The 25,431-nt window shown below is 70.8% G+C and carries 17 protein-coding genes; 13 read left to right on the top strand and 4 right to left on the bottom strand.

Features of this window, described 5'->3' with window-relative positions:
• Positions 1-66 precede the first annotated feature (66 nt).
• Both ACGF3C_RS12510 and ACGF3C_RS12505 read left to right on the top strand, forming a co-directional pair.
• Positions 67-2,574, top strand: a complete 2,508-nt coding sequence (locus ACGF3C_RS12510) for a Tex family protein (RefSeq protein ID WP_393221460.1) — start codon at positions 67-69, stop codon at positions 2,572-2,574.
• Between the two features lie 262 nt (positions 2,575-2,836).
• On the top strand, positions 2,837-3,304 hold the full coding sequence (locus ACGF3C_RS12505; RefSeq protein ID WP_357227888.1) for a hypothetical protein: 468 nt from the start codon (positions 2,837-2,839) through the stop codon (positions 3,302-3,304).
• Here ACGF3C_RS12505 and ACGF3C_RS12500 read toward each other — a convergent pair.
• Positions 3,234-4,181: a DUF389 domain-containing protein gene (locus ACGF3C_RS12500; protein WP_393221457.1), complete on the bottom strand. Its 948-nt coding sequence runs from the start codon at positions 4,179-4,181 to the stop codon at positions 3,234-3,236. The two genes, ACGF3C_RS12505 and ACGF3C_RS12500, sit on opposite strands and share 71 nt — an antisense overlap.
• 239 nt (positions 4,182-4,420) lie before the next feature.
• On the opposite strand from ACGF3C_RS12500, the gene ACGF3C_RS12495 reads away from it, so the two are divergent.
• The 10 genes from ACGF3C_RS12495 (at position 4,421) to ACGF3C_RS12450 (ending at position 19,992) form a co-directional block, all read left to right on the top strand.
• Complete coding sequence (locus ACGF3C_RS12495; RefSeq protein WP_357227893.1) at positions 4,421-5,134, top strand: sugar transferase; 714 nt, start codon at positions 4,421-4,423, stop codon at positions 5,132-5,134.
• Positions 5,131-6,279: a DegT/DnrJ/EryC1/StrS family aminotransferase gene (locus ACGF3C_RS12490; RefSeq protein ID WP_393221454.1), complete on the top strand. Its 1,149-nt coding sequence runs from the start codon at positions 5,131-5,133 to the stop codon at positions 6,277-6,279. The genes ACGF3C_RS12495 and ACGF3C_RS12490 overlap by 4 nt, the downstream gene beginning before the upstream one ends.
• Positions 6,276-6,920 (top strand): acetyltransferase, encoded by a 645-nt coding sequence (locus ACGF3C_RS12485; RefSeq protein WP_357227898.1) that lies wholly within the window; start codon positions 6,276-6,278, stop codon positions 6,918-6,920. The genes ACGF3C_RS12490 and ACGF3C_RS12485 overlap by 4 nt, the downstream gene beginning before the upstream one ends.
• A 74-nt stretch (positions 6,921-6,994) precedes the next feature.
• Positions 6,995-8,218 carry a glycosyltransferase family 4 protein gene (locus tag ACGF3C_RS12480; protein WP_393221451.1) on the top strand — a complete coding sequence of 408 codons (1,224 nt, stop codon included), beginning with the start codon at positions 6,995-6,997 and terminating at the stop codon, positions 8,216-8,218.
• Positions 8,215-11,088, top strand: coding sequence for an O-antigen ligase family protein (locus ACGF3C_RS12475; RefSeq protein ID WP_393221448.1), 2,874 nt, complete (start codon positions 8,215-8,217; stop codon positions 11,086-11,088). Before ACGF3C_RS12480 ends, ACGF3C_RS12475 begins: the two co-directional genes overlap by 4 nt.
• 17 nt (positions 11,089-11,105) lie before the next feature.
• Complete coding sequence (locus tag ACGF3C_RS12470) at positions 11,106-12,374, top strand: glycosyltransferase family 4 protein (protein ID WP_393221445.1); 1,269 nt, start codon at positions 11,106-11,108, stop codon at positions 12,372-12,374.
• Positions 12,371-13,642: a glycosyltransferase family 4 protein gene (locus tag ACGF3C_RS12465; RefSeq protein ID WP_393221442.1), complete on the top strand. Its 1,272-nt coding sequence runs from the start codon at positions 12,371-12,373 to the stop codon at positions 13,640-13,642. Before ACGF3C_RS12470 ends, ACGF3C_RS12465 begins: the two co-directional genes overlap by 4 nt.
• Before the next feature lie 83 nt (positions 13,643-13,725).
• Complete coding sequence (locus ACGF3C_RS12460) at positions 13,726-15,609, top strand: polysaccharide biosynthesis protein (RefSeq protein WP_393221438.1); 1,884 nt, start codon at positions 13,726-13,728, stop codon at positions 15,607-15,609.
• Positions 15,610-15,863: 254 nt separating this feature from the next.
• Positions 15,864-18,968 carry a M14 family zinc carboxypeptidase gene (locus tag ACGF3C_RS12455; RefSeq protein WP_393221435.1) on the top strand — a complete coding sequence of 1,035 codons (3,105 nt, stop codon included), beginning with the start codon at positions 15,864-15,866 and terminating at the stop codon, positions 18,966-18,968.
• Between the two features lie 100 nt (positions 18,969-19,068).
• Complete coding sequence (locus ACGF3C_RS12450) at positions 19,069-19,992, top strand: NAD(+)/NADH kinase (protein ID WP_393221919.1); 924 nt, start codon at positions 19,069-19,071, stop codon at positions 19,990-19,992.
• An 89-nt stretch (positions 19,993-20,081) separates the two neighbouring features.
• On the opposite strand, the gene pgm is transcribed toward ACGF3C_RS12450, so the two are convergent.
• Both pgm and glgC read right to left on the bottom strand, forming a co-directional pair.
• Entirely contained in the window at positions 20,082-21,725 is a 1,644-nt protein-coding gene (gene pgm, locus ACGF3C_RS12445; protein WP_393221431.1) for a phosphoglucomutase (alpha-D-glucose-1,6-bisphosphate-dependent), read from the bottom strand.
• 31 nt (positions 21,726-21,756) lie between these two features.
• Entirely contained in the window at positions 21,757-22,989 is a 1,233-nt protein-coding gene (gene glgC, locus ACGF3C_RS12440) for a glucose-1-phosphate adenylyltransferase (protein ID WP_088990519.1), read from the bottom strand.
• Between the two features lie 72 nt (positions 22,990-23,061).
• Here glgC and glgA point away from each other — a divergent pair, with 72 nt between their 5' ends.
• Complete coding sequence (gene glgA, locus ACGF3C_RS12435) at positions 23,062-24,267, top strand: glycogen synthase (protein ID WP_357230585.1); 1,206 nt, start codon at positions 23,062-23,064, stop codon at positions 24,265-24,267.
• A gap of 12 nt (positions 24,268-24,279) precedes the next feature.
• Here glgA and ACGF3C_RS12430 read toward each other — a convergent pair whose 3' ends face one another.
• Positions 24,280-25,224: an inositol-3-phosphate synthase gene (locus ACGF3C_RS12430; RefSeq protein ID WP_393221427.1), complete on the bottom strand. Its 945-nt coding sequence runs from the start codon at positions 25,222-25,224 to the stop codon at positions 24,280-24,282.
• Positions 25,225-25,431: the final 207 nt, after the last annotated feature.

Below are 25,431 nucleotides of genomic sequence, written 5' to 3'. Positions count from 1 at the left end.
GCGACAGCGACCGGGGCCGCCCGGCAGAATGCAACCGGTACCCACTCCCGAAGGCGGATCGAGATCGTGACCCAGTCTGTTCATCAGCGGATCGCCGACGAGCTCGGCGTGGCCGAGCGTCAGGTGCGGGCGGCCGTGGAGCTGCTCGACGGCGGCTCGACAGTGCCGTTCATCGCCCGCTACCGCAAGGAGGCCACCGGCCTGCTCGACGACACCCAGCTGCGCACCCTGGAGGAGCGGCTGCGCTACCTGCGCGAGCTGGACGAGCGGCGGGCCGCGGTGCTGGAGTCGATCCGCACCCAGGGCAAGCTCGACGAGGCCCTGGAAGCGCAGATCATGGCCGCCGACTCGAAGTCCCGGCTGGAGGACATCTACCTCCCGTACAAGCCGAAGCGGCGGACCCGGGCGCAGATCGCCCGCGAGGCCGGGTTGGCCCCGTTGGCCGAGACGCTGCTGGCCGACCCGGGTCAGGACCCGAAGGCCACCGCCGCCGGGTTCGTCGATGAGGACAAGGGCGTCGCGGACGCCGCCGCCGCGCTGGAGGGCGCACGGGCCATCCTCATCGAGACCTTCGCGGAGGACGCCGACCTGATCGGCACGCTGCGCGAACAGATGTGGTCGCGGGGTCGGCTGGTTTCCCGGGTACGCGAGGGTCAGGAAACGGCCGGCGCCAAGTTCGCCGACTACTTCGACTTCTCCGAGCCGTACCCGAAGCTGCCCTCGCACCGGATCCTGGCGATGTTCCGGGGCGAGAAGGAGGGCGTGCTCGACCTGACCATGGAGTCGGAGGAGGCAGGCGAGGCGGACGCCGCACCGACCGGCCCGACCCGGTACGAGGCGGCCATCGCCGGCCGGTTCGGGGTGTCCGACGCGGGCCGCCCGGCCGACCGTTGGCTGACCGACACGGTCCGCTGGGCGTGGCGTACCCGGATCCTCATCCACCTCGGCGCGGACCTGCGGATGCGGCTGTGGCAGGCGGCCGAGGAGGAGGCCGTCCGGGTCTTCGCCACCAACCTGCGGGACCTGCTGCTCGCCGCGCCGGCCGGCACCCGGCCCACGATGGGCCTGGACCCGGGCCTACGGACCGGCGTGAAGGTGGCCGTCGTGGATGCCACCGGCAAGGTGGTCGCCACCGACACGATCTATCCGCACGAGCCGCGCCGGCAGTGGGACGCGTCGGTGGAGACCCTCGCCCGGCTGGCCGGGGCGCACGGGGTGGAGCTGATCGCGATCGGCAACGGCACGGCCTCCCGCGAGACCGACAAGCTCGCCGGTGATCTGATCGCCCGACACCCGCAGCTCGGCCTGACCAAGGTGATGGTCTCCGAGGCCGGCGCGTCGGTCTACTCCGCCTCCGCGTACGCCTCCCAGGAGCTGCCCGGGATGGACGTGTCGCTGCGCGGCGCGGTCTCCATCGCCCGCCGCCTCCAGGACCCCCTCGCGGAGCTGGTCAAGATCGACCCACGCTCGATCGGCGTCGGTCAGTACCAGCACGACCTGTCCGAGGTGAAGCTGTCCCGGTCGCTGGACGCGGTAGTGGAGGACTGCGTGAACGCGGTCGGGGTGGACGTCAACACCGCCTCCGCGCCGCTGCTGACCCGGGTCTCCGGAATCGGCGCCGGCCTGGCCGAGAACATCGTGCTGCACCGGGACGCCAACGGGCCGTTCCGTACGCGCACCGAGTTGAAGAAGGTGGCGCGGCTCGGGCCGAAGGCGTTCGAACAGTGCGCCGGCTTCCTGCGCATCCCCGGTGGCGACGACCCGTTGGACTCCTCCAGCGTGCACCCCGAGGCGTACCCGGTGGTGCGCCGCATCCTCTCCACCACCGGGCAGGACCTGCGCTCGGTGATCGGCAAGAGCGGCATCCTGCGCGGGCTGCGGGCCACCGACTTCGTCGACGACCGGTTCGGCCTCCCCACCGTCACCGACATCCTCGCCGAGTTGGAAAAGCCGGGCCGGGATCCCCGCCCGGAGTTCCGCACCGCCACCTTCGTCGAGGGGGTGGAGAAGATCAGCGATCTGACGACGGGGATGGTGCTGGAGGGCGTCGTCACCAACGTGGCCGCGTTCGGCGCGTTCGTCGACGTCGGGGTTCACCAGGACGGCCTGGTGCACGTCTCGGCGATGTCCCGGACCTTCGTGAAGGACCCCCGCGAGGTGGTGAAGTCCGGTGACGTGGTCAAGGTCCGGGTGCTCGACGTGGACGTACCCCGCAAGCGGATCTCGCTGACCCTGCGCCTGGACGACGAACCCGCCACCGGTGGTGGCGGTGGTGGTCGGGCGGGCCAGGAGGGGCGTGGCGGCCCGGCGCAGCGCGCGCCGCAGGGTGGCCGCGGCGGGCAGGGCGCATCCGCTGGCCCGCAGGGTGGTCGCGGCACCGGACAGCAGGACGGACGTGGCGGACAGGGCGGTCGTGGCGGACAGGACAGTCGCGGCGGCTCACAGGGCGGACGTGGCGGGCAGGGCGGTCGCGGCGGCGGGCAGCAGGGTGGTCGCGGCGGGCAGCGGCAGGGCGCACCCGCGCCGGCCAATGACGCGATGGCGGAGGCCCTGCGCCGCGCCGGACTGGCCTGACCCAGCGCGAGAGGTGACCGGGATGCGGCCCATCGGGCGGCCATCTCGGCACCTCGGCCGCGGGCGATCGCCATCGCAACGCCGAGGCACAGCAGATCTTGGACAGTTTCCGTCCTGACGGAACGGAAACTGTCCAAGATCTGGAGCCATCGGGCCGTCGAGGTGAGCCCAGACCCGGCCGAGGACGACCGCGGGCAGCGACCCACACCGACAGCGGCCGGCACTGGCGGTGGAGCCGGCTGGCTCGCGTACCGTCGGCGTCGTGAGTCAGCGAGACGCCCGGGAGTGGCGGGATCAGCAGCGGCAGGCGGTGCGGGCGCACGCCGACGCGGACGCGCGGCGGCGGGCCGCCGAGCACGCGGAGGCGGCGGAGCTGGTCGCCTGGTTCGTGGCCGAGGCGACCCGGCGCGGCCTGCGCACCACCCGGCTGGTCGCCCGGGGGTACGACGGGCGTGGGCGCTACCGGACCGGGCTGACCGGGTGGTACGTCGACCGGGCCGAAACCCGCGCGGTGGACGTGGCCGGCCGGTTCCACCTGCTGACTGTGCCGGGAGGTCTGCGGGCCCGGCTGTTCGGCGTCGACCCCCAGCCCAGCCCGGCGCCGTTGGTCGTCGGAGCGGGGGGCCGCGACGGTGAGTCGATCCCGCTGCGGACGCTGCTCACCCGGCTGCTGGACGACGGGCCCGGCGGGCCAGGTTCCACCACCAGGCCTGCTGCACCACGAGGGTGAGCAGGCCGGCAAGGACGATCGCGCTCAGGTTGATCACCAGTTGGAGCGCCGAGCCGCCCGCTTCGTCCCACACTCCGTAGGCGGCCGCCACCGCCACGTTCGCCGCCGCCGGAACCGTGGTGACCGAGATCAGCACTCCGACCAGGCTGCCGGACTTCTTCGACGTCAGCGAGAGCATGCCGGCGACACCGGCGAGTAGACCGACCACCCAGGACAGCGCGTCCGGCCGCCAGATGAAGTCGGTGAGCGGACGGTCGGCGAGCAGCATCTCCCGACTGACCAGACCGACGGCGGTCAGCGCCCAGGTGCTCAGCACGGTCGCCACCATGGCCGCCAGGAAGCCGACCGCGAGAGCCTGCACGGAGCGGCCGACCACCCCGAGTTGGCGGCGCAGCAGCGCCACGCACAGCGCGGCGAGAGGGCCGAACTCCGGGCCGACCACCATCGCCCCGACGATGAGGATCGGCTGGTCCAGCAGCACACCGATGCCGGCGATCATGGTGGCCACCACGATCAGCACGAGGTAGGTGCCGGACAGTTCGGTCTGCTCGCCGGTCTTCGCGGCGATCTCGTCCCAGACCACCGCGTCCGCGCCGCTGCCCGGGGCCCTGTCCGCCGCCCGGTCGGCCGCCGCGGAAATGGTCAACTCGACGTCCTCGGCCGCGATGCCGCCGTCGGTGTCCACGCCGATCCGCTGCAACTGCCGCAGTACGCGGTCGGCGCTCTCCCGCACCACGTCACAGAGGATCAGGTCGCCCGGTGGCTGCCGGGCGGCACCGGGCAGCACGGCCAGGTGAGTTACCCCAGCCTCCTCGGCGAGCAGGTCGACGACCTCCGCCGACCGGTCAACCGGGGCGACCACCCTCAGGTGCAACACGTCATCTCCCTCGCCCGACCGGCTGGTTCTTCCCTCGCCCGACCGGTCGCCGCGACTCTACCGCTCGGCCCATCGGCCGCACGAGCTGCACAAGGGCACAGATCTGGCCGTGTCCGACTACGGGGTTTCGGGGTTGATCGGGGGAATGCGGACCGAGCGTCGCTAATCAGCCTCGGCATACGGTCTGTCCTGGTATGAATAATACGTACCTTTTGTGAATATCCCATGGGAGGTCCAACGTGCCGGTGCCTGGTGGTCTCGTCGACGCCGACCTGTCGCTGCCCCGGACCAGCCCGCAGCGAGGTAAGCGAATCGTCGACGTCGTCGTGGCGGCGGTCCTTCTCATCCTGGCTTCACCGGCCATGATCGTGGTGACGGTGCTGGTCGCGGTGGGTCTCGGTCGCCCGGTGCTGTTCCGCCAGTGCCGTGCCGGACTGCACGGCCAGCCCTTCGAGATGGTCAAGTTCCGCACCATGCGGCCACCCAACCTGAGCCTCGGCCTGCTCGGCGACCGGGACCGACTCACGCCGCTCGGACGCTGGCTGCGCGCCAGCAGCCTGGACGAACTGCCCACGCTCTGGAACGTGCTGCGTGGCGACATGAGCCTGGTCGGCCCACGGCCACTGCTGCCCGAATACCTCGGTCGCTACTCACCCCACCAGGCCCGACGGCACGAGGTGCGACCCGGCGTCACCGGGTTGGCCCAGGTGCGGGGACGCAACAGCATCAGCTGGGAGGAGAAGCTGGACTTCGACGTGCGGTACGTGGACAGCCACAACATGAGAACCGACCTGTCGATTCTCGCCGCGACCGTGCGGACCGTGCTGCGGCGCGAGGGAATCTCCGCTGCCGGGTCCGTCACGGCTCCCGAGTTCACGGGTACGCCGCGCTGGTCCCCGCCCCCACGCAGCAACTCGAACACCGCCACCACCGGCTCGGGCGGTGCCCGATGAGGGAAACCGTGTACCTGTCCCCGCCGGACATCGGGCCGCTGGAGGAGTCGTACCTGGTCGCCGCCCTCCGCTCGGGGTGGGTTGCCCCGGTCGGCCCCGATCTCCAGGCGTTCGAACACGACGTCGCCGAGCGGGTGGGCACCGGCGGGGCCGTCGCCGTCAACTCCGGGACGGCTGCCCTGCACCTGGCGCTGCTCGGCGTCGGCGTCGGACCCGACGACGTGGTCATCGTGCCCACCCTCACCTTCATCGCCACCGCCAACGCCGTCCGCTACATCGGGGCCCGTCCGGTCTTCGTCGACTGTGATCCCCGCACCGGCAACGTGGACGTGGGCCTGGTCGACGACCTGGTGCGACGGCTGCGCTCGCGCGGTGAGCGGGTCGGCGCGGTCGTCCCGGTCGACATGTTCGGCAGCTGCGTCGACTACACCGGACTCGTCCCGCTCTGCGCCGAGGCCGGTATCCCGCTGGTCGAGGACGCCGCCGAGGCGCTCGGATCGCACCACCGAGGCCGCCCGGCCGGGTCCTTCGGACAGGTCGCGGCGCTCTCCTTCAACGGCAACAAGATCATGACCACCTCCGGCGGTGGGATGCTCGTCTCCGACGACGCGGCACTGCTCGCCAAGGCCCGCCACCTCGCCACGCAGGCGCGGGAGCCGACGCCGCACTACGAGCACCGCGAGACCGGCTACAACTACCGGCTGAGCAACCTCCTGGCCGCGCTCGGCCGGGCCCAGTTGGTCCGGCTGGACGGGATGATCGCCCGCCGCCGTCAGCTACGTGACCAGTACGCCAAGGTGTTCGCACCGGTGCCCGGCGTCGAACTGGTCGGCATCGACGACGTCGACTCCAACTGCTGGCTCACCGTCATCACGGTGGACGACGAGCACTGTGGCTGGCGGGCCGCCGACCTGGCAGCCCACCTCGCTGGCGGGAGCATCGAGACGCGGCCCGTCTGGAACCCGATGCACCGCCAGCCCGTCTTCGCCGGTGCCGAGAGTCTGCTCACCGGGGCCGCCGACCGGCTCTTCACCCACGGCCTCGCTCTACCCAGTGGCAGCGGCCTGACCGAGCAACAGGTCGGGCGGGTCTTCGAGGCGATCGACGAGTTCCTGGCCAGCCACAGCGGGGTACGGGCGGCATGACGATTCCACTGGTGATCGTCGGCTGCGGTGGCCACGGACGCGAGGCGCTGGGCATCGCCCGGGCGATGAACGCCGCTGCGGACCGACCCCGATGGCACCTGGTCGGCTTCGTCGACGACCGACCCAGCGAGGAGAACCTCAAACGGGTGCAGAAACTGGACGTCCCGTACCTCGGCGGGCTGCCGTGGCTGCGCGACGCCCCTGCCGACACACATCACGTCATCGGCATCGGGGACCCTCGGACCCGACGGGCGGTGGCCCAGCGCGTCGACGCCTACGGGACGCCGGCGACCAGCCTCATCCACCCGGCGGCGACGGTCGGGCCGGACACGGAACACGGCCCCGGGTTCGTGGTGTTCGCCGGCGCCCGGGTCACCACCAACGTGACCATCGGCCGGCACGTGCATCTCAACCAGAACGCGACGGTCGGCCACGACACCGCTCTCGCCGACTTCGTCTCGGTGAATCCACTCGCTGCCGTCTCAGGCGACTGCCAGCTCGGCGAGGCAGTGCTGATCGGCACCACCGCCGCGGTGCTCCAGGGGCTGCGGATCGGTAGCGACGCCACCGTCGGAGCGGGCGCCTGCGTGACCAGAGACGTTCCCGCCGATGCCGTGGTCAAGGGCGTACCGGCGCGCTGACCAGCACTGACCGAGACCAGACGGGATCGACACCGACGCCGCGCGCCCATGTGGTCCGGCACGAGGAGCAGGACGTGAGCACAAACCGCCGCAGTGCCGGCATCCGGCCACTGCGCGTTCTCCAGGTGACAAGCACGGCCGTCGGCGGTGACTGGTTCTACGACCAGGTGACCGGGTTGGCGCGGCTGGGGCACGACGTCCGCGCTGTCGTCCCGGGCGAGGGTCCACTCACCGACCGCCTCCGGACGGCCGGGATCCGCACCGAGATCGTGTCGATGTCCGGTTGGCGCCCGCAGCAGCTCCCCCGGGTCGCGGCGGCACAACTGCGTCTCGTCCGCCTGGTCCGGCGCTTCGACCCCGATGTGGTGCACGGCCATCTGGTGAAGGCGAACATCGTCTGCCGCCTGGCCAGTCTCGCCGCCCGCCGACCGCTGCTGGTCAACCAGATCGCCGGCACCGTCCACCTGCGCAGCCCGCTGTTCAACCGCATCGATCGCGCAACCCTGCGCCGGGTGGACGTACTGATCGGTTCGTGCCACGCGTTCGCCGAGCGGTACCGGAGCTTGGGCGCGCGAGCGGTGACGGTCAGTCACTACGGGTGCGATGTGCACCGGCTCGATCCGACCGCGAGTGGGGAGTCCTTCCGGGCGGAGTTCGGGCTGGCCGCCGGCACCCCCACCGTCGGAATGCTCGCGCACATGTACCGCAGCCGACTCCAGGCGTTCCAGGACATCGGCTTCAAGGGCCACGAGGTTTTCCTCGACGCGGCCCCGCGCCTGCTGGAACGGGTGCCGGACGCCCACCTCTTCGTCGTCGGCGACGAATTCACCGGTGACGTGGGCTACCGGCGTGAGCTGGAGGAACGCGCCGTCCGACTGGGCGTTGCCGAGCGCGTGCACTTCACCGGTCGCCGCAGCGACGTGCAGAGCGTTCTGGCCGGTCTCGACGTGGCGGTCACACCGTCGCTGGAGGAGTCCGCGTCGTACGCCACCATCGAGGCGCTGCTGATGGAGCGGGGCGTGGTGGCCAGCGACGTCGGCGGGTTGCCCGACACCGTGCAACATGGCGAGAGCGGCCTGTTGGTGCCTCCGGCAGACCCGGAGGCGCTGGCCGATGCCGTCGCCGACCTGTTGCGGGCCCCTCAGCGGCGGGCTGCCATGGCCCGGCTCGGACGCACTCGCTGTCTGGACCTCTTCGACATCGAGCGGACGGTCGCCGACGTCGAGGCGATCTACCGGGCGGCGCTCGACGGTCGTCCACTGCCGCAGGCCGGCCTCCCCCGCGAGGTGGCCCGGTGACGGCCGCGACACCGCCCATCGGTCCGGGCGTCAGCCCCGGTGCGGATGCCGGGCCGGCGGTGACAGGCGCTCGGGACCTCGCCGGAAGCGTCCAGCCCACCACCGGTCCCGGCGCGTCGGCGCGTGTCTCGGCGCAGAGCGTGTCGGCTGCCGCCGCCGGGTCCGTCGGGACCAGGGTCGTGCTCCTGGCCGTCAGCTTGGCGACCGGCGTGTTGGCGGCCCGGGTCCTCGGCCCGCACGACCGGGGTGTGGTGGCGGTCGTGCTCGCGTGTGCGGCGATCTTCGGAGCGGTCCTGACGGCGGGGATGGAGACGGCCAACCTCCGCTTTGCGGGCGCTTCGGCCGCCGCCCACCGTCGAACCGTGTGGTGGAGTCTGCGCCACGTCGCAACGGTGGGAGTCGGCGTGGCAGCGGCCTGGGGGGCGCTGGCGCTGGTGGTCGGGCCAACCGTTCGGATCGGGCTCGACCCGGTCACCTTCGCCCTCGCGCTCAGCCTCGGCCCCGTGGTGCTGCTCTCCTCGCTGCTCGGCACGGCCGAGATCGGCCGCAGTCGCGCATCGGTCTACAACTGGACCGTCATCGGAGGGCTGCTCGTCTACGGCCTGCTGCTCGTCGCCCTGACGGTGACCGACCGCGCGGACACCGACACCGTCATCGGCGCGTACCTCGTGGGCCAGGTGTGCGCCGCGACGGTGCTGCTCGTCCGCGCCCTGCCGTTGAGCCGCGACGCCGGCACACCCCAGGACGCGCCCGCGTACCGGACGTTCGCCCGCCGGGTGTACGCGCCCAACCTGGCCCAGTTCGCGATGGTGCGCAGCCAGGTCCCCGCCATCCACCTGGTGGCCGGTGCGGGCGCCGTCGGCGTCTACTCGGTGGCGGTGCCGTTCGCCGAGATGCTCCTGGTGCTCCCGGTGGCGCTCAGTCTCATCCTCGTACCGGCGGTCGCACACGGCGGCGCCGACTGGCACACGGTCCGTCGGATGTCGGTGCAGACACTGCTGATCACCGCCGTCGGGGCGGGGCTGCTGGCCGCTGTCGCGCCGCTGGCCTTCCCGCTGCTCTTCGGCCCGCAGTTCGCCGAGGCCGTACCGGTGCTCTGGGCGATGCTGCCCGGCCTCATCGTGCTCGCGGTCGCCCGCACCGCGCAGAGCTACCTGACGGCCGTCGACCGTCCGGGCCCGCCGACCCTGGCGGCCGTCAGCGCCGCCATCGGCGGGCTGCTCGCCATGGTCGTCCTGATCCCACGCTTCGGCACGCTCGGCGCGGGCTTCGCCGTGTCGGCCGGATACGTCCTCTACGGCCTGGTCGTCGGCTGGGCCTTCCTCGATTACCGGCCTGCCCAGGGCCGGAGAAACGGTCCGACCAGAATGACGACTGAACGCGGCGGCCGGCACGCGAGGCCAACGACACGGGACCGCGACCCCCTGCTGCCGGCGTGGGGAAGAGCGGCTGGCGTGCTCGTCGCCGGCGTGGCCGCCGGTGTGGTGGCGGTGCAGGACACCTCGTTCCTGCTGCGGCTGGCCGCTCTCGCCGTGGTGGTGCTCGTCATCACCCTGCCCGGCTTCGGCCTCTACTGCATCGCACTGGCGGTGCCCGCATCGCAGCTGCCCATCGCCCCGGCGGCGAGCAGCACCACGCCGTTGCTGGCGCTGATCCTCTGCACTCTGGTCGGCACGTTGCTCCGCGGCCGGGCGACCCGCCGCAGCACCCCCGCCGTCCTCATCGTGGCTGGCCTGACCTGCGTCCTCGCTCTCGGTGTGACGGTCGGTGGCCAACCCAACCAGGCGTTCCGGTCGGTCGCCGCGATCGCGATACCCCTGGCCTGCATACCGCTCATCGACACTGCCCGAGCCCGCTCACGGTCCGTCCTCCTCGTGTTCGCGGTCGCAGCGACCGGCGTCGGTCTGTTCCATGCCGTGCTCGCCCTGATCGGAGCACCGGTGCTCGCCGAGGAGAACCCGGACCTCGCCGAATCCCTCAGCAGCCTGAACCACAACGCGTGGGGACCGATGTTGCTGCTGGCGCTCGCCGTGCTGCTGGCCAGGCTGCGACCGGGTGTGTCAGGCACAGCCCGCGTGTTGACCGTCGCGGGGATCGCCGCCGTGGTCGTCAGCGTGGTGCTGTCCTACAGCCGATCGACGTACATCGGCGGAGCGCTGCTCCTGCTCTGCTTCGTGATCCAGCGACGGCGCACAGTGGCCCTGGCTCTCACCGGCATGGTCGTCGTCCTCACCGTCGGCCTGACCGGGGTGCAACTGGTGCCGGATCAGGTGGCCGAGCGAATCTCGTACACGACTGTGGACGGCCGGCTGGACAGCTCCAGCAGCGTACGCCTCGACCTGTGGCTCAGTGCCCTGCGGATGGCCGCCGACCACCCTCTCGTCGGCGTGGGTTTCCAGAACTTCCGGGCCCACCTGCCGGAGTACTTCCAGCCCGAGGTCACCGTGGCCGCGGTCGACGTTCAGCTCGACAGCCTCAACCACGCCCACAACACCTACCTCACGGTGCTGGCCCAGACCGGGCTGGTCGGCGTCCTCCTGGTCGGCGGACTCCTGTTCATCGTGATCCGCCAGGCCCGTCGACGCCTGCGCGCCGGCGACCAGAGCGCGGAGGCGGCAGTGCTCGGCATGGCCGCGATCGGGGGGTGCAGCCTCTTCGGAGAGCCGCTGCTCACCCTGCCGGTGCTCATCCCGTTCGTACTCCTCCTGGCCGTCGCCACAGCCCGTTCGCAGGCCGAGCCGGAACGCGTGACCGACCCGCGTCCCGCCGGGCCGAAGCACTCCGTGCGGACCCGACCGGCCTGGACGCCCGACCAGAGCGGCTACGGCCTGCGCCGCGGACGGTCCGCCGCCGACAAGGTCCTGACGTGATCATGAAGGAGACGAAGGTGACCGCGACGCGTCCCGACACACCGAGGGTCGAGAGCCACGACCAGCCGCGTCGGCAGCGGGCCGCCCCGGGCTCGGCCCCCACGCCCGTACTTCCGTCCGTCATGTTGCTCTGCGGCGCAAGCTCGCTGCACGCCCGCAAGTGGGCGGTCGCCCTGGCGGAACGCGGTCATCCGGTCATCGCCGTCAGCTGGATCGACGCGGAGCCCATCGACGGCGTCGAACTGCGCGTGGCGCCCGGGACCGGCCGGACCCGCAACGGGCGGTGGGGAGCGGTGTGGCAGCTCGCCGCCGCCGGCTGGTGGCTGCGGCGGCAGGCGCGCGAGGCTCGCCCCGACGTGCTGCACGTGCACTCGGTAGGGATGGCGGGTCTGCTGTCGCTGCTGGCCCCGCGTCGACCCGCCCGGGTGGTCACGCCCTGGGGGGTCGACCTGCAGTCGGCGCGTCGGTCCCGGATCCGCAGATGGGTCGCCCGGGCCGCCCTGCGCCGCTCCGACCTCGTCCTCCCCACCGCGGAGTCGGTCCGTACCGAGATCATCGAGCGCTACCGGATACCGGCGGACCGCACCCGCACCGTGTCGTGGGGCGTGGACGACAAGCTGTTCGCGCTCCGGGACACCGTGACGCCGGCGTCGGCGCGGGCCGAATTCGGCATCCCGGCCGACGCGACAGTGCTGTTCGCCGCCCGGACGGCCGGTCCCGTCTACCGCACGCCCGAGGTCCTGCGGGCGTTCGCCCGGGTGGCCGACGCTCGTCCCGACCTTCACCTCGTCGTCCTGGCCGGGCACCGTCCCGCCGAGGCAGCGGCCGCTGCGGCGCAGCGGCGGTGCGTCGCCGAAGCCCACGAACTCGCCGCGAGCCTGCCCGGACGGGTCACGGTCCTGGACCGGTCTCTGACACCGGAGGACACCTTCCGGCTGATGCGGGCGAGTGAGGTGAGCATCTCGGTTCCTCGCTTCGACCAGCGCAGCTGCACGGTGCTGGAGGCGGCGCTCGCCGGTTGCCGGCTGCTGCTCGCGGATCTGCCGCCGTATCGCGAGATGGTCGAGGACGGCATGGCGGCCGACATCCTCACCGGGCCGTTGGAGACCGCACTGGCGGAACAGCTCATGGCCGCCCGCCCGCTGGAGCCGACCCTGCAACAGCGCAACCGGCGCTTCATCGAGACGTCGGAGTCCTGGTCGCGCCAGGTCTCCGTCGTGCAGGAGTGCTACCGGCGGCTGAGCACCGACCGAGCCGGGCACCGTCGGAACGGGGTGGCCCGGTGAGGATCGTCTACCTGCACCAGTACTTCCGCACACCGGCCATGTCCGGCGGCACCCGGTCCTACGAGTTCGCCCGCCGTCTGGTCCGCAACGGCCACGACGTGCACGTCGTGACCAGCGACACCGAGTCCTCGTCGGACGCCCGGCAGACCTGGCGGACCACTGTGGAGTCTGGCGTGGTGGTGCACTGGGCGGCCGTTCCCTACCGCAACGCGATGTCCTTCCGGGAGCGGATCTCGGCCTTCGGGCAGTTCGCCCGGTTGGCGGCTCCGCGCGCGGCGTCACTGGAGCAGGACGTCGTCTTCGCGACCAGCACGCCGCTGACCATCGCATTGCCCGCTGTCTACTCCGCCCGCCGCCGCCGGACGCCGATGGTGCTGGAGGTACGCGATCTCTGGCCGGAGGTGCCGATCGCGCTGGGCGCGTTGCGGTCGCCGCTGACGAGGCGTGCGGCCACCGGTCTGGAGGGGTGGGCCTACCGCAACGCCGCTCACATCCTGGCGCTGTCGCCGGGGATGGCGGCGGGCGTTCGGGCGCGCCACCCCGACGCCGCGGTGACAGTCATTCCCAACGGCTGTGACCGTCAGTTGTTCGCCGACGCGGACGCTGCCGGCCGAGCGCTTCGGGATCGCACACCGTGGTTGGGCGACCGTCCTCTGATCCTGTACGCGGGGACGCTCGGGTTCGTCAACGACGTGGGTTATCTGGTGCGGATGGCCGCGACGCTGCGTCGTGACCACCCCGACGTGCGGATCGCGATCGTCGGGCAGGGCGCGGAGACGGCACAGGTGCGCGCACAGGCAGCCGCGGCCGACGTCCTGGACCGCAACCTCTTCATGATCGACCAGGTGCCGAAGGCCGAGGTTGTGGCGTTCTTCGGTGCCTGCGATCTCGCCGTCTCGACGGTGCGCGACGAGCCCGCGTTGCACGCCAACTCGGCCAACAAGGTCTTCGACGGGTGGGCCGCCGGTCGACCGGTAGCGGTCAACCACGAGGGGTGGATCGCCGACATCCTGCGCCGCAGCGGCGCCGGACTCGTGCTGCCCGCGGGAGATCCCGCCGCCGCGGCGACGCTCGCTGGCGCGTTCGTCAGCGATCCGGCGAGGACCGCCGGGGCGCGGGCCGCAGCGCGGGTGGTCGCGGCCAACGAGTTCGACCGCGACCTGCTCTTCGAACGGTTCGAGGACGTGCTGCGGGGGGCGGTGGTGCCACGACAGTCGGCCAGGTCAGCAGCCGGACAAACTTCGCAAACGGCAAAAAACCAGCCATAAAGTGATTAGTTTTGGTAGGACCCCAATAAGACCATCTTGGTGGTTTAGCCCCGGATGGGCCGCTATCGCAGCAGGAGTTTCACATGCAACTTTCGGGGACAAGCCCCAGCGACTCCATACGCCTCGGCCGGTCGCATCGCAACCTTCGACTGGCCGGCCGCCTCCTCGCAGCGGACACCCTCGCCTGGATCGCGGGCTTCGCCGTCGCCGCGTGGGTGCGCTTCGAGTTCTCGCTCACCGGCCCCGCCCTGGCCCGCGCGATCGGTATGGGCGTGGTCGCCGCGGCAGCGCACGTCGCGGTGTCCGCCGTTCGCCGCAACCTGTCCGGCCGGCATCCCCTGGGCAGCGTGGAGGAGATGCAGGGGCTCGCCAACACGGCCCTGACCACCGGCGTACTGCTGCTGATCGCCCTCGTGCCCATGACGTCCCGGCCGGTGCCCGCGAGCACGCCACTCGTCGGCGCGGCGATCGCGCTGACCGTCATGCTCGCCACCCGTCTGACGTACCGCAGCCGCAGCGACCGGACGTTGCGCCCGGACGCCGGCCGCGCGGAGCCGGTCCTGCTCTTCGGCGCGGGCTCCGCCGGTCAGGGGCTCCTGCGGGCCATGCTGAGTGATCCGGCAGGGCAGTTCCTGCCGGTCGGGATGCTCGATGACGACCCGCAGAAACGCCACCTGTCGCTGGCGGGCGTGCGCGTGCTCGGCTCTCGCTCCGACATCGACACTGTCGTGCGGCGTACCGGCGCGAAGATGGTGATCTTTTCCGCCGCCAACGCCGACTCCGAACTGATCAACGAGGTTCGCGAGAGCACCCTGAAGACCGGAGCGACGTTCAAGATCCTTCCTTCGGTACGGGAACTGGTCGACCATCGGATCACCGTGAGCGACGTTCGCGACCCGGACATGGCGGACCTGCTCGGACGACGACAGGTGATCGGCGACCTTCGGGATGCGGAGTCCCAGCTGCGCGGACGCCGGATCCTGGTGACCGGCGCCGGCGGGTCGATCGGCTCCGAGCTGTGCCGCCAGATCATGCGGGCCGATCCGGGCGAGCTGATGATGCTCGACCGGGACGAGTCGGCCCTGCACGCCCTGCAACTGTCGATGTCGGGTCGCGCGATGTTGGACAGCCCCGAGCTGATCCTCGCCGACCTGCGCGACGAGGAACGGATCCGGCGGGTGATGGCGGAACGCCGACCCGACATCGTGTTCCATGCGGCGGCCCTGAAACACCTGACACTGCTGCAACGTCACCCGGGCGAGGCGGTCAAGACGAACGTGTTCGGCACGCAGACAGTGCTCAACGCGTGCCGCGACGTGGCGAGGTTCGTCAACATCTCGACCGACAAGGCCGCCGACCCGGTCAGTGTTCTCGGCTACTCCAAGCGGATCACGGAGCGGTTGACCGCGAACGCCGCCGCGACGCACGGCGGCACGTTCCTCAGCGTCCGCTTCGGCAACGTCCTGTCCAGCCGAGGGTCGGTGGTCACGGCGTTCCGGGCCCAGATCGAGGCGGGGCTGCCGATCACTGTCACTCACCCCGACGTGACGCGTTACCTGATGACAGTGCAGGAAGCGGTGCACCTGGTGCTCCAGGCCGCCGGCATCGGCCGCGACGGCGAGGCACTCGTCCTCGACATGGGCGAGCCGGTACGGATCGACGACATCGCTCGCCAGTTGGCGAGCCAGGCACCGGGACCGGTCCAGATCGTCTACACCGGGCTCCGGCCGGGCGAGAAACTCCACGAGGACCTGATCGGCGCCGGCGAGCGGGACCTGCGCCCGCTGCACCCGCTCATCTCGCACGTGGAAGTGCCCCCACTCGATCCCATCGAGATCACCACGCTGGATCCGTTCGAGGACCCAGAGAAAATCATCGACCGTCTCGCGTGGCTGTGCGCCCAGTCGACCGGCGTGGTCGCACAGCAGTCCGTCAAGTCGACAGCCCCGGCACCCAGCGCGAGCTGAGCCGACACCGACCCCGCAGGTGACGTCCGGGACGATTCCCCGGCGCGCCTGCGGGGTCCGGGCTTGCCGGCCCGACCCGATCATCGCGAGCTGGTCCGACGAGCGCCCACCGGGCCGTGGGCCCGCCTCACGTTGAGCGTCACACCTGGCACCAACGCCGACACGGTCAGCAACGAAACACCCATCGACTGATTGACATCGATCGCGTCACACCGAAGGCTCGCGCCTACAGGTCCTTCACCCAAGGAGGCGCGATGAGACCGAGACGACTGGCGATCGCCGGCGTGGTCACCCTGCTCGGCGCACTGGCACTGACCCCACCGGCCAGCGCGCGGCCGCCGTCCGACCCGGGCGTCCGCGACGGCCTGGAGGTGTACGTCGGCACTGTCGACGCGAAACAGCGGGAGCAACTGCGCGCGGCGGGGGTCGACCTCGGCCACGACGCGAAGGCGGACTCGACCGGCAAGACGACTGTCGAGACGGTGCTCAGCCGCCGGCAGGCGAAACGGCTGACCGACCAGGGCGTCCCGTTGGCGGTGAAGAAGGTGCGCGGCAAGGACGCGTCGCAGGCGCTGCGGGAGCAGGCTGCGGCGGGCTGGGCGGCGTTCCGGCCCTATGGGGAGCCGGGCGGCCTGCGGGACGAGCTGAACGCCACAGCGGCTCGATATCCCAAGCTGACCAAGGTGGAGACGATCGGCCGCACGCAGCAGGGCCAACCGATCGTCGCCGTGAAGGTCACCAAGAACGCACGGACGGTCGAGGACGGGAAGCGGCCCGCGGTGCTCTACGCGGGCGCGCAGCACGCCCGCGAGTGGATCACGCCGGAGATGACCCGCCGACTGATGCACCACGTCCTGGACAGCTACGGCACCGACCGGGAGATCACCAGGCTCCTGGACACGACCGAGCTGTGGTTCCTGCCGGTGGCCAACCCGGACGGCTACGACCACACCTTCACCTCCGGCAACCGCCTGTGGCGCAAGAACCTGCGGGACAACAACGGCGACGGCCAGATCGGCTCGGGCGACGGCGTCGACCTCAACCGCAACTTCAGCTACAAGTGGGGGTACGACAACGAGGGTTCGTCACCGGACCCGAACAGCGAGACCTACCGGGGCCCGGGCCCCAACTCCGAGCCGGAGACCAAGGCACTGGACCGCCTCTTCAAGCGGGTCGGGTTCGAGTTCTTCGTCAACTACCACTCGGCGGCCGAACTGCTGCTCTACGGCCTCGGTTGGCAGGTGAGCACTCCCACCCCGGACGACGAGATCTACAAGGCGATGGCCGGTGACGACGCGCACCCGGCGGTGCCCGGCTACGACCCGGACATCTCCGCCGAGCTCTACACCACGAACGGTGACACCGACAGCCACGCCACCGTTCGGTACGGCACGCTGGGCTTCACCCCGGAGATGTCCACCTGTGAGGCCGCCTCGGCGGTCGACCCGGACGACGAGTGGCGCCCGGAGGACTGCGTCAGCGGCTTCATCTTCCCCGACGACGAGGAGTTGATCGCTGGGGAGGTGAGCAAGAACCTGCCCTTCGCGCTGGCCGTGGCCAAGTCGGCGGCGGACCCGGACGAGCCGGTCTCGGTCGTCGGACGGAGCACCCCGGACTTCGTGGTGGACGCCTTCGACACCTCGTACGGGCGCACCCAGCAGGTCGCCGCGATCACCCGGCGGGCGCTGAAGAACGTGAAGATGCACTACACGGTCAACGGCGGGCGGCCGAAGACCGTAGCGGTCCGCGAGTGGCGCGGCGGTGAGCGGTACGGCGGCACGCACGACGACTACTACGCCGAGCTTCGCGGCACTGTCGGCGGCACGAAGCCGGGCGACCGGGTGGAGGTCTGGTTCACCGGCAACAAACCCCGGTCCGGGGTGGTCGCAAGCGTTCACTTCACCTACCGGGTGCACACCGACATCGGAGGGGACGTGCTGGTCCTCGCCGCGGAGGACGTCACCGGCCTCAGCCCGGCGCAGACCGGCACCACGGCGAAGTACGCCGACGAGGTCGCGGCGTCGCTGAGCGCCGCCGGACGCACCAGCGACGTGTACGACTTCGACGCGATGGGCCGGAAGGCCCCGCACCCGCTCGGTGTCCTGTCGCACTACGAGGCCGTGGTGTGGGAGACCGGTGACGACGTGATCATGCGCTCCCCCGGCCAGGTCGCCGGCACCACGGCCAGGGCTGCGCTGGACACCGAACTGGCCGTTCGGGACTACCTGAACGAGGGCGGAAAGCTCCTGGTCAGCGGCCAGTACGCGTTGTTCGCCCAGGGTGCCAACGGTTCGTACGTCTACCACCCGGACGCACCGCCGGAGTGCACGAACGCCGACGATCCCGCCTGCCTGCCGCTGCTGAACGACTTCCAGCAGTACTGGTTGGGGGCGCACACCTACGTCAGCGACGGCGGCACCGCGCCGGAGGGAGAGCCGTTCCCGGTCGCCGGAAGCGACGGCGCGTTCACCGGTTTCACCGGCCAGCTCAACGGCTCCGGTTCGGCGGAGAACCAGGGACACACCGCGTCCTTCCTGACCACGTCGAGTTTCCTGCCGCCGGACGAGTTCCCGCAGTTCGCCAGCTCAGCGCCGGTGGGCTGGACCCGACCGGGTGGCGCGCCGTTCGACCCGCGTACGGGCGAGTGGTACCTGCACAGCGGGCAGGCCGACGAGTCGTACAAGCGGCTCACCCGCACCGTGGACCTCAGCGGGGCGAGCAGCGGAGAACTGCGCTTCTTCACCTCGTACGAGATCGAGCAGGACTGGGACTTCCTCTTCGTCGAGGCGCACGAGGTGGGCAGCGACGAGTGGACGACCCTGCCGGACGTCAACGGCAAGACCAGCACGGTCACCGGGGAGAGCTGCGCCTCGGGTTGGGACCAGCTGCACCCGTTCCTCGCCCACTACCAGGGCGCGGGCTGCTCCCCCACCGGCAGCACCGGAAGCTGGAACGCGGCGACCGGTACGTCGAGCGGCTGGAAGGAGTTCGTTGTCGACCTGACCGCGTACGCCGGCAAACAGGTCGAGGTGTCGATCACGTACGCCTCGGACTGGGGCACCCAGGGTCTTGGCGTCTTCCTGGACGACGCCCGGGTGGTGGTCGACGGGTCGACGGTGGCGGAGACCTCGTTCGAGTCCGCCGACCTGGGAGGCTGGACGGTGGCCGGGCCGCCGGCCGGCTCCGGTGGTAACGCCAACGACTGGTCGCGCAGCCAGCAGGCGTTCGAGGAGGGTTCGGTGGTGGTCACCGGGGACACCGTGTATCTGGGCTTCGGGTTGGAGGGCCTCCCCCCGGCGGCCCGCGACGACCTGGTCGCCCGCTCGCTGACCCACCTCACCGGGCAGCCCCGCCCCTGATGGCGGCGAGGTGCGCCGACGGTCCGCGGGCCGTCGGCGCACCTTCGGTGTACGCCGGGTACGGTCGCCGCCGATGTGGTGAGCTGTACGGGTGTCGGGGCTGGGACTTGTGCTGCACCCCACCCGGGATGTCACCGAGGTGGTCGGGATCATCGAACGGTGGGCGACGCGTCACCGCAAGACGTTGTACGTGCGCGAGGAGGACCAGCACCGCGTCCCGTCCTCTGTCGAACGGGTGCCGGCGGACCAGGTGGCGTCCCGCGCCGACGCGCTGATCAGCATCGGCGGCGACGGCACCATGCTGGGTGCGCTGCGATCCGCCGTCCTCGACCCGAAACCGGTGCTCGGCGTACACCTGGGTCGGTTGGGGTTTCTCGTCGAGATCGAACCGCCGGAGCTGCCCGAGGCGCTGAGCCGGCTGCTGTCGAAGGACTTCACGATCGAGTCGCACGCCTGCCTCGCCTGTGACGTGTGCGGCGACGACGTCGTGGCGTTCAACGACATCGCGTTGGTCCGTCAGCCGGGCGCCGGTTTCGTCAGCGTCACGCTCGCCATCGACGGCCAGCAGTACGGCTACTACCGCAGCGACGCCGTCGTGGTCGCCACTCCGACCGGCTCGACGGCGTACAGCTACGCGGCCGGTGGTCCACTGATCTCCCCGGCGGCGGACTCGGTGGTGATCACGCCGGCGGCGCCGATGGCCGGCATCTCCCGGGCGGTGGTGCTCTCCCCGGACGAGAAGATCCGGTTGGAGTTGCAGCCCAACTCGTCGCCGGTCGTCGTGGAGATGGACGGATTGGTGTTCCGCGACGCCGCGACGGACGGGGCGGTGGACATCTCGTACCGGCGTGACGCCGGTCTGGTGGTCCGCTTCGACCCGCTGCGCTACCAGGAGCGCAACCAATTGAAGATGACGCTGCTCGACCTGCCGTTCCTCCCCGAGCAGCTCCGCGAACTGCTCCCCGAAGAGCTACGCCGACGCGGCCAGGAACTACCCCCACCCGCCGATCCCCCACCCTGCTAACCCCCACCTTTGACCTCGTTGATCATGAAGTTATTGCCATGACACGCCGTGCCGAATGGCAATAACTTCATGATCAACTGCGGCGGGGGTTAGGACTGGGTTAGGGCTTGGTCTACCAGGTTCTTGGCTTCTTCCTGGATCTGCTTGAGGTGGTCGGGGCTTTGGAAGGACTCGGCGTAGATCTTGTAGACGTCCTCGGTGCCGGACGGACGGGCGGCGAACCAGCCGGACTCGGTGCTGACCTTGAGGCCGCCGATCGCCGCGCCGTTACCGGGGGCGGTGGTCAGCGTCGCGGTGATCGGCTCACCAGCGAGCTCGGTGGCGGTGACCTGCTCCGGGGAAAGCTTGCCGAGCACGGCCTTCTGCTCCCGGGTGGCCGGAGCGTCGATCCGGGCGTACGAGGGCGCGCCGAAACGCTCGGCCAACTCCGCCCAGTGCTCGCTCGGGCTGCGGCCGGTGGTGGCCTGGATCTCGGCGGCGAGCAGGCAGAGCAGCAGGCCGTCCTTGTCGGTGGTCCAGGTCGAGCCGTCACGCCGCAGGAACGACGCCCCGGCGCTCTCCTCGCCACCGAAACCGACCGCGCCGTCGAGCAGGCCGGGCACGAACCACTTGAAGCCGACCGGCACCTCCAGCAGCGGCCGACCCAGGTCGGCGGCGACCCGGTCGATCATCGACGAGGAGACCAGGGTCTTGCCCACCGCGGCGTCCGGCCCCCACTCGGTGCGGGTGCGGAACAGGTGACCGATCGCCACCGCCAGGTAGTGGTTGGGGTTCATCAGCCCGGCGTCCGGGGTGACGATGCCGTGCCGGTCGGCGTCGGCGTCGTTGCCCGTGGAGATCTGGTAGTCGGCCCGCGCGGCGATCAGCGACGCCATCGCATTCGGCGAGGAGCAGTCCATCCGGATCTTGCCGTCGCCGTCCAGGGTCATGAACCGCCAGGTCGGGTCGACAGTCGGGTTGACCACTGTCAGGTCCAGGCGGTGCCGCTCGGCGATCTCACCCCAGTACGCCACGCTCGCCCCGCCCAACGGGTCCGCGCCGATGCGGATCCCCGCATCGCGGATCGCGTCGATGTCGATCGCCGCCGGCAGGTCGTCGACGTAGTTGGCGAGGAAGTCGTACTCCCCGGTGGTGTCGGCGGCCCGCGCCCGCGCGTAGGTGATCCGGCGGACCTCCTTGAGCCCGGCGGCGAGGATGGCGTTGGCCCGGTCCTGGATCCACCTGGTCACGTCGGTGTCGGCCGGCCCACCGTTCGTGGGGTTGTACTTGAAACCGCCGTCGTCGGGCGGGTTGTGCGACGGGGTGATGACAATGCCGTCGGCGAGCCCGCTGGTCCGCCCACGGTTGTGCGTGAGGATCGCGTGCGACAGCGCCGGGGTCGGTGTGTAACCGTCGCGGCTGTCCACCAGCACGGTGACCCCGTTGGCGGCGAGCACCTCCAGGGCGTCCACAGCGGCCGGCGCGGAGAGCGCGTGGGTGTCCCGGGCGAGGAAGAGCGGCCCGTCGAGCCCCTGCTCGCGCCGGTAGTCGCAGAGCGCCTGGGTGACCGCCAGGATGTGGTCGGAGTTGAACGCGTTGCGCAGGCTGGAGCCGCGGTGGCCGGAGGTGCCGAAGGAGACCTGCTGGGCCGGGTCCGCGGGATCCGGATGCTCGGCGTAGTAGGCGGTCACCAGGCGCGGCACGTCGACCAGGTCGGCGGGCTCGGCGGGCTGGCCGGCACGGGGGTGGGTCACTGCGGGATCCTCCTCGGGGAGTGCCTGTCGGTCACGGCTCGACCTTCTGGCCCTTGCCGATCACCACGATGCCGTTGTCGGAAACGGTGTAACGCTGCCGGTCCTTCTCCAGGTCGACGCCGATCTCGACGCCCTCCGGGACGAACACGTTCTTGTCCAGGATGGCCCGCCGGACCACCGCGTGCCGGCCGATCTCCACACCCTCCATCAGCACCGAGCCCTCGACGTGCGCCCAGGAGTGCACCCGCACCTTCGGCGAGACGATCGAGTTCTCCACCAACGAGCCGGAGATCACCACACCCGGGGAAACCATCGAGCCGACCGCTCGGCCGACCCGCTCACCCCACTGGTGGACGAACTTCGCCGGCGGCCACGGCAGCTGCTCGGTGTAGATCGGCCAGTCGAAGTTGTACATGTTGAAGACGGGGTGCACGTTGATCAGATCCATGTGCGCGTCGTAGAACGAGTCGAGCGTCCCCACGTCGCGCCAGTAGCCGCGATCGCGGTCGGTGCTGCCCGGCACCTCGTTGTCGCGGAAGTCGTAGACGTTCGCCTCGCCGCGCTCCACCAGCATCGGGATGATGCTGCCGCCCATGTCGTGCTTGCTGGTCTTGTCTTCCGCGTCGCGCTCGACCGCCTCACAGAGCGCCCGGGTGGTGAAGACGTAGTTGCCCATCGAGGCGTAGATCTCGTCCGGCGCGTCGGGCAGACCGACAGCGTCGGTGGGCTTCTCGCGGAACGCCCGGATCCGCTTGCCGTCCTCGCCGACCTCGATGACGCCGAACTGGTCGGCCATCGACAGCGGCTGGCGGATGCCGGCGACGGTCACCGCCGCGCCGGACGCGATGTGGTCCTCCACCATCTGCCGCGGGTCCATCCGGTAGATGTGGTCGGCACCGAAGACGATCACGTAGTCGGGCTGCTCGTCGTTGATGAGGTTGAAGCTCTGGTAGATGGCGTCGGCCGATCCGGCGAACCACCACGGGCCACGACGCTGCTGCGCGGGCACCGGGGTGACGTAGTTGCCGAGCAGCGTGGACATCCGCCAGGTCTTGGTGATGTGTCGGTCGAGAGAGTGGGACTTGTACTGGGTCAGCACGACGATCTTGAGATAGCCGGCGTTGGCCAGGTTGGAGAGGACGAAGTCGACCATGCGGTACATCCCGCCGAACGGGACGGCCGGCTTGGCCCGATCCGTGGTGAGTGGCATCAGGCGCTTGCCCTCCCCACCCGCCAGGACGATCGCGAGCACCTTGGCAGCCATGCCACGACGCTATCCACCCGCGTCCCACTTCACCACTCGTACGGGGAGTCTTCTGCACTAGGGTGCGGGGTCATGAACGAACCCACCCCGCTGCGCGTCGATCTGCTCACCCGCGAGTACCCGCCGGAGGTCTACGGCGGCGCGGGCGTGCACGTCGAGTACCTGGCTCGGGAGTTGCGCGGCCTCGCTGACGTACGGGTGCACTGCTTCGGCCTGCCGCGTACCGAGCCGGGCGTCACCGCGTACGCCGAACCGCCGGGTCTGACCGGCGCGAACGCCGCGCTGCGCACGATGGGCGTGGACCTGGAGATGGCCGCCGGCGCGGCCGGCACCGACGTGGTGCACAGCCACACGTGGTACGCGAACCTGGCCGGCCACACCGCGAAGCTGCTGCACGGGGTGCCGCACGTGGTGACCGCGCACAGCCTGGAGCCGCTGCGGCCGTGGAAGGCCGAGCAGCTCGGCGGCGGTTACGCGCTCTCCTCCTGGATCGAGCGCACCGCGATGGAGGCCGCCGACGCGGTGATCGCGGTCAGTGGCGGGATGCGCAACGACGTGCTCACCGCGTACCCGCAGATCGACCCCGACCGGGTCCGGGTGGTCTACAACGGCATCGACACCGTCCAGTACGCCCCGGATCAGGGCACCGACGTGCTCGACCGGCTCGGTGTCGACCCGTCCCGCCCCAGCGTGGTCTACGTGGGCAGGATCACCCGGCAGAAGGGGCTGCCGTACCTGCTGCGGGCCGCCCGCGAGTTGCCGGCGGACACCCAGCTCGTCCTGCTCGCGGGCGCGCCGGACACCGCCGAGATCGCCGCTGAGGTGGAGGAGTTGGTCGCCGAGCTGCGGGCCAACCGTTCCGGCGTGGTCTGGGTGGCCGAGATGCTGCCCAAGCCCGAGGTGATCCAGGTGCTGACGCACGCCACCGTGTTCGTCTGCCCGTCGGTCTACGAACCGATGGGCATCGTCAACCTGGAGGCGATGGCCTGCGAGACGGCCGTGGTGGCGACCGCGACCGGCGGCATCCCCGAGGTCGTGGCCGACGACGAGACCGGCCTGCTGGTGCCGATCGCGCAGGCCACCGACGGCTCCGGCACCCCACTGGACCCGGAACGCTTCGTGGCCGACCTGGCGGCCGCGATCAACACGCTGCTCGCCGACCCGGCGCGCACCGAGCGGTTCGGCCTGGCCGGCCGGCGGCGCGCGGTGCAGCACTTCTCCTGGGACGCCATCGCCCGACAGACAGTGGAGGTCTACCGCTCCGTTGGCGCGGCCTGAGGGAGACGGACGTCAGATCGCCGTTCCCGGCGGCGACTTGAACAACGAGGTCGCCTCGGCGGAGTGACCACCACGCCCGTCCCGTAGCGCGCTGGCCGCGATGCGGATCAGGTCGATGTTGACGCCGGCGGCACCGCTCGGATCGTGCACCTTCAGCTTCACGTCGAGGCTCACCTCTGTCCCACCCCAACCCTGCGCCTCAAGGTTGAGGTGAGCCACTTTCTGCGACGCGAGATGCGGCAGGTAGCCGAGCGGAGCCACCTCAACGCTGCCAGCCCCCGACAAGGCGTTGAGCTTGGACTGCTTCTTGGTGTTGGGGTTCTCGACCAGGTTGCGGAAGTCCTCGGTGCCGCCCAGGTTGACCTGGTAGGAGCTGACCAGGGTGAGGCCGCGTTCCTCAAGCAGCCGCAGCAGCGCCTTGTGCAGCACCGAGGTGCCGAACTGGCTGGCCAGGTCGTCGCCGAGCAGCGGCAGACCGGCCGCCTCGAACCTCTCCATCCGGCGTGGATCGCGGGCGACCGGGTCGGCGGTGGTGTTGATGAAGGCGACGCCCGCCGCGTGAGCCGCCTCGGCGTACGCCTGGGCGATCTCCGGCCGGCCACTCGGCGCCGAGTAGAGCAGCACCTCCGCACCGGCCAGCGCCGTCGCCACCCGCGGCACCTCGCTCGCGTCGACGAGTCCCTTCGTGACCGGCACGCCCGCTGTGGGCAGGTCGCAGTCCAGCCGGGGGAAGTTGTTGGGTGCCAGGAAGATCGCCTCGGTCAGGTCCCGACCGACCTTCTCCTTCGAGGTGGCGAAGGCCGCGACGATGTCGATGTCCCCCACCCCGAGCCCGTCGATCATCGGCCTACGGATTCCGACCAGGCTGCCGCTCTGGCGGTAGAGAGCAAGCCCCTGCACCAGTGCCGACGTGTTGTTACCGACCCCGACAACCGCGACCCTCACCCGTTCGATCATGGCGGGAGGCTACGTCACGTCCGCGCATCGCGGCGGTGCGCAACGGAGAGTGACCTCCGCGCGAGGAAACACCCCGGCGAGCGTGATGTCCCTGAGTCATCAAAATGTCTCTGTGTCATCACGCTCACCGCAACGTCCGTCCCCACGCCTCGACCCGCCGAGGCAGGCAACGGGCCCGGTTCGGGGAGAGTCCGACCGCCCTTCCTC

Source organism: Micromonospora sp. NPDC047762, from assembly GCF_043204655.1.
Classification (GTDB): Bacteria; Actinomycetota; Actinomycetes; order Mycobacteriales; family Micromonosporaceae; genus Micromonospora.
This window is presented reverse-complemented; position numbering and strand designations above follow the sequence as displayed.

Bases quoted from the DNA above. Each gene is read 5' to 3' on its own strand.
- ACGF3C_RS12490 (WP_393221454.1), top strand. From the start codon at position 5,131: ATGAGGGAAACCGTGTACCTGTCCCCGCCGGACATCGGGCCGCTGGAG.
- ACGF3C_RS12485 (WP_357227898.1), top strand. From the start codon at position 6,276: ATGACGATTCCACTGGTGATCGTCGGCTGCGGTGGCCACGGACGCGAG.
- ACGF3C_RS12460 (WP_393221438.1), top strand. From the start codon at position 13,726: ATGCAACTTTCGGGGACAAGCCCCAGCGACTCCATACGCCTCGGCCGG.
- ACGF3C_RS12455 (WP_393221435.1), top strand. From the start codon at position 15,864: ATGAGACCGAGACGACTGGCGATCGCCGGCGTGGTCACCCTGCTCGGC.
- glgC (WP_088990519.1), bottom strand. From the start codon at position 22,989: ATGGCTGCCAAGGTGCTCGCGATCGTCCTGGCGGGTGGGGAGGGCAAG.
- glgA (WP_357230585.1), top strand. From the start codon at position 23,062: ATGAACGAACCCACCCCGCTGCGCGTCGATCTGCTCACCCGCGAGTAC.
- ACGF3C_RS12430 (WP_393221427.1), bottom strand. From the start codon at position 25,224: ATGATCGAACGGGTGAGGGTCGCGGTTGTCGGGGTCGGTAACAACACG.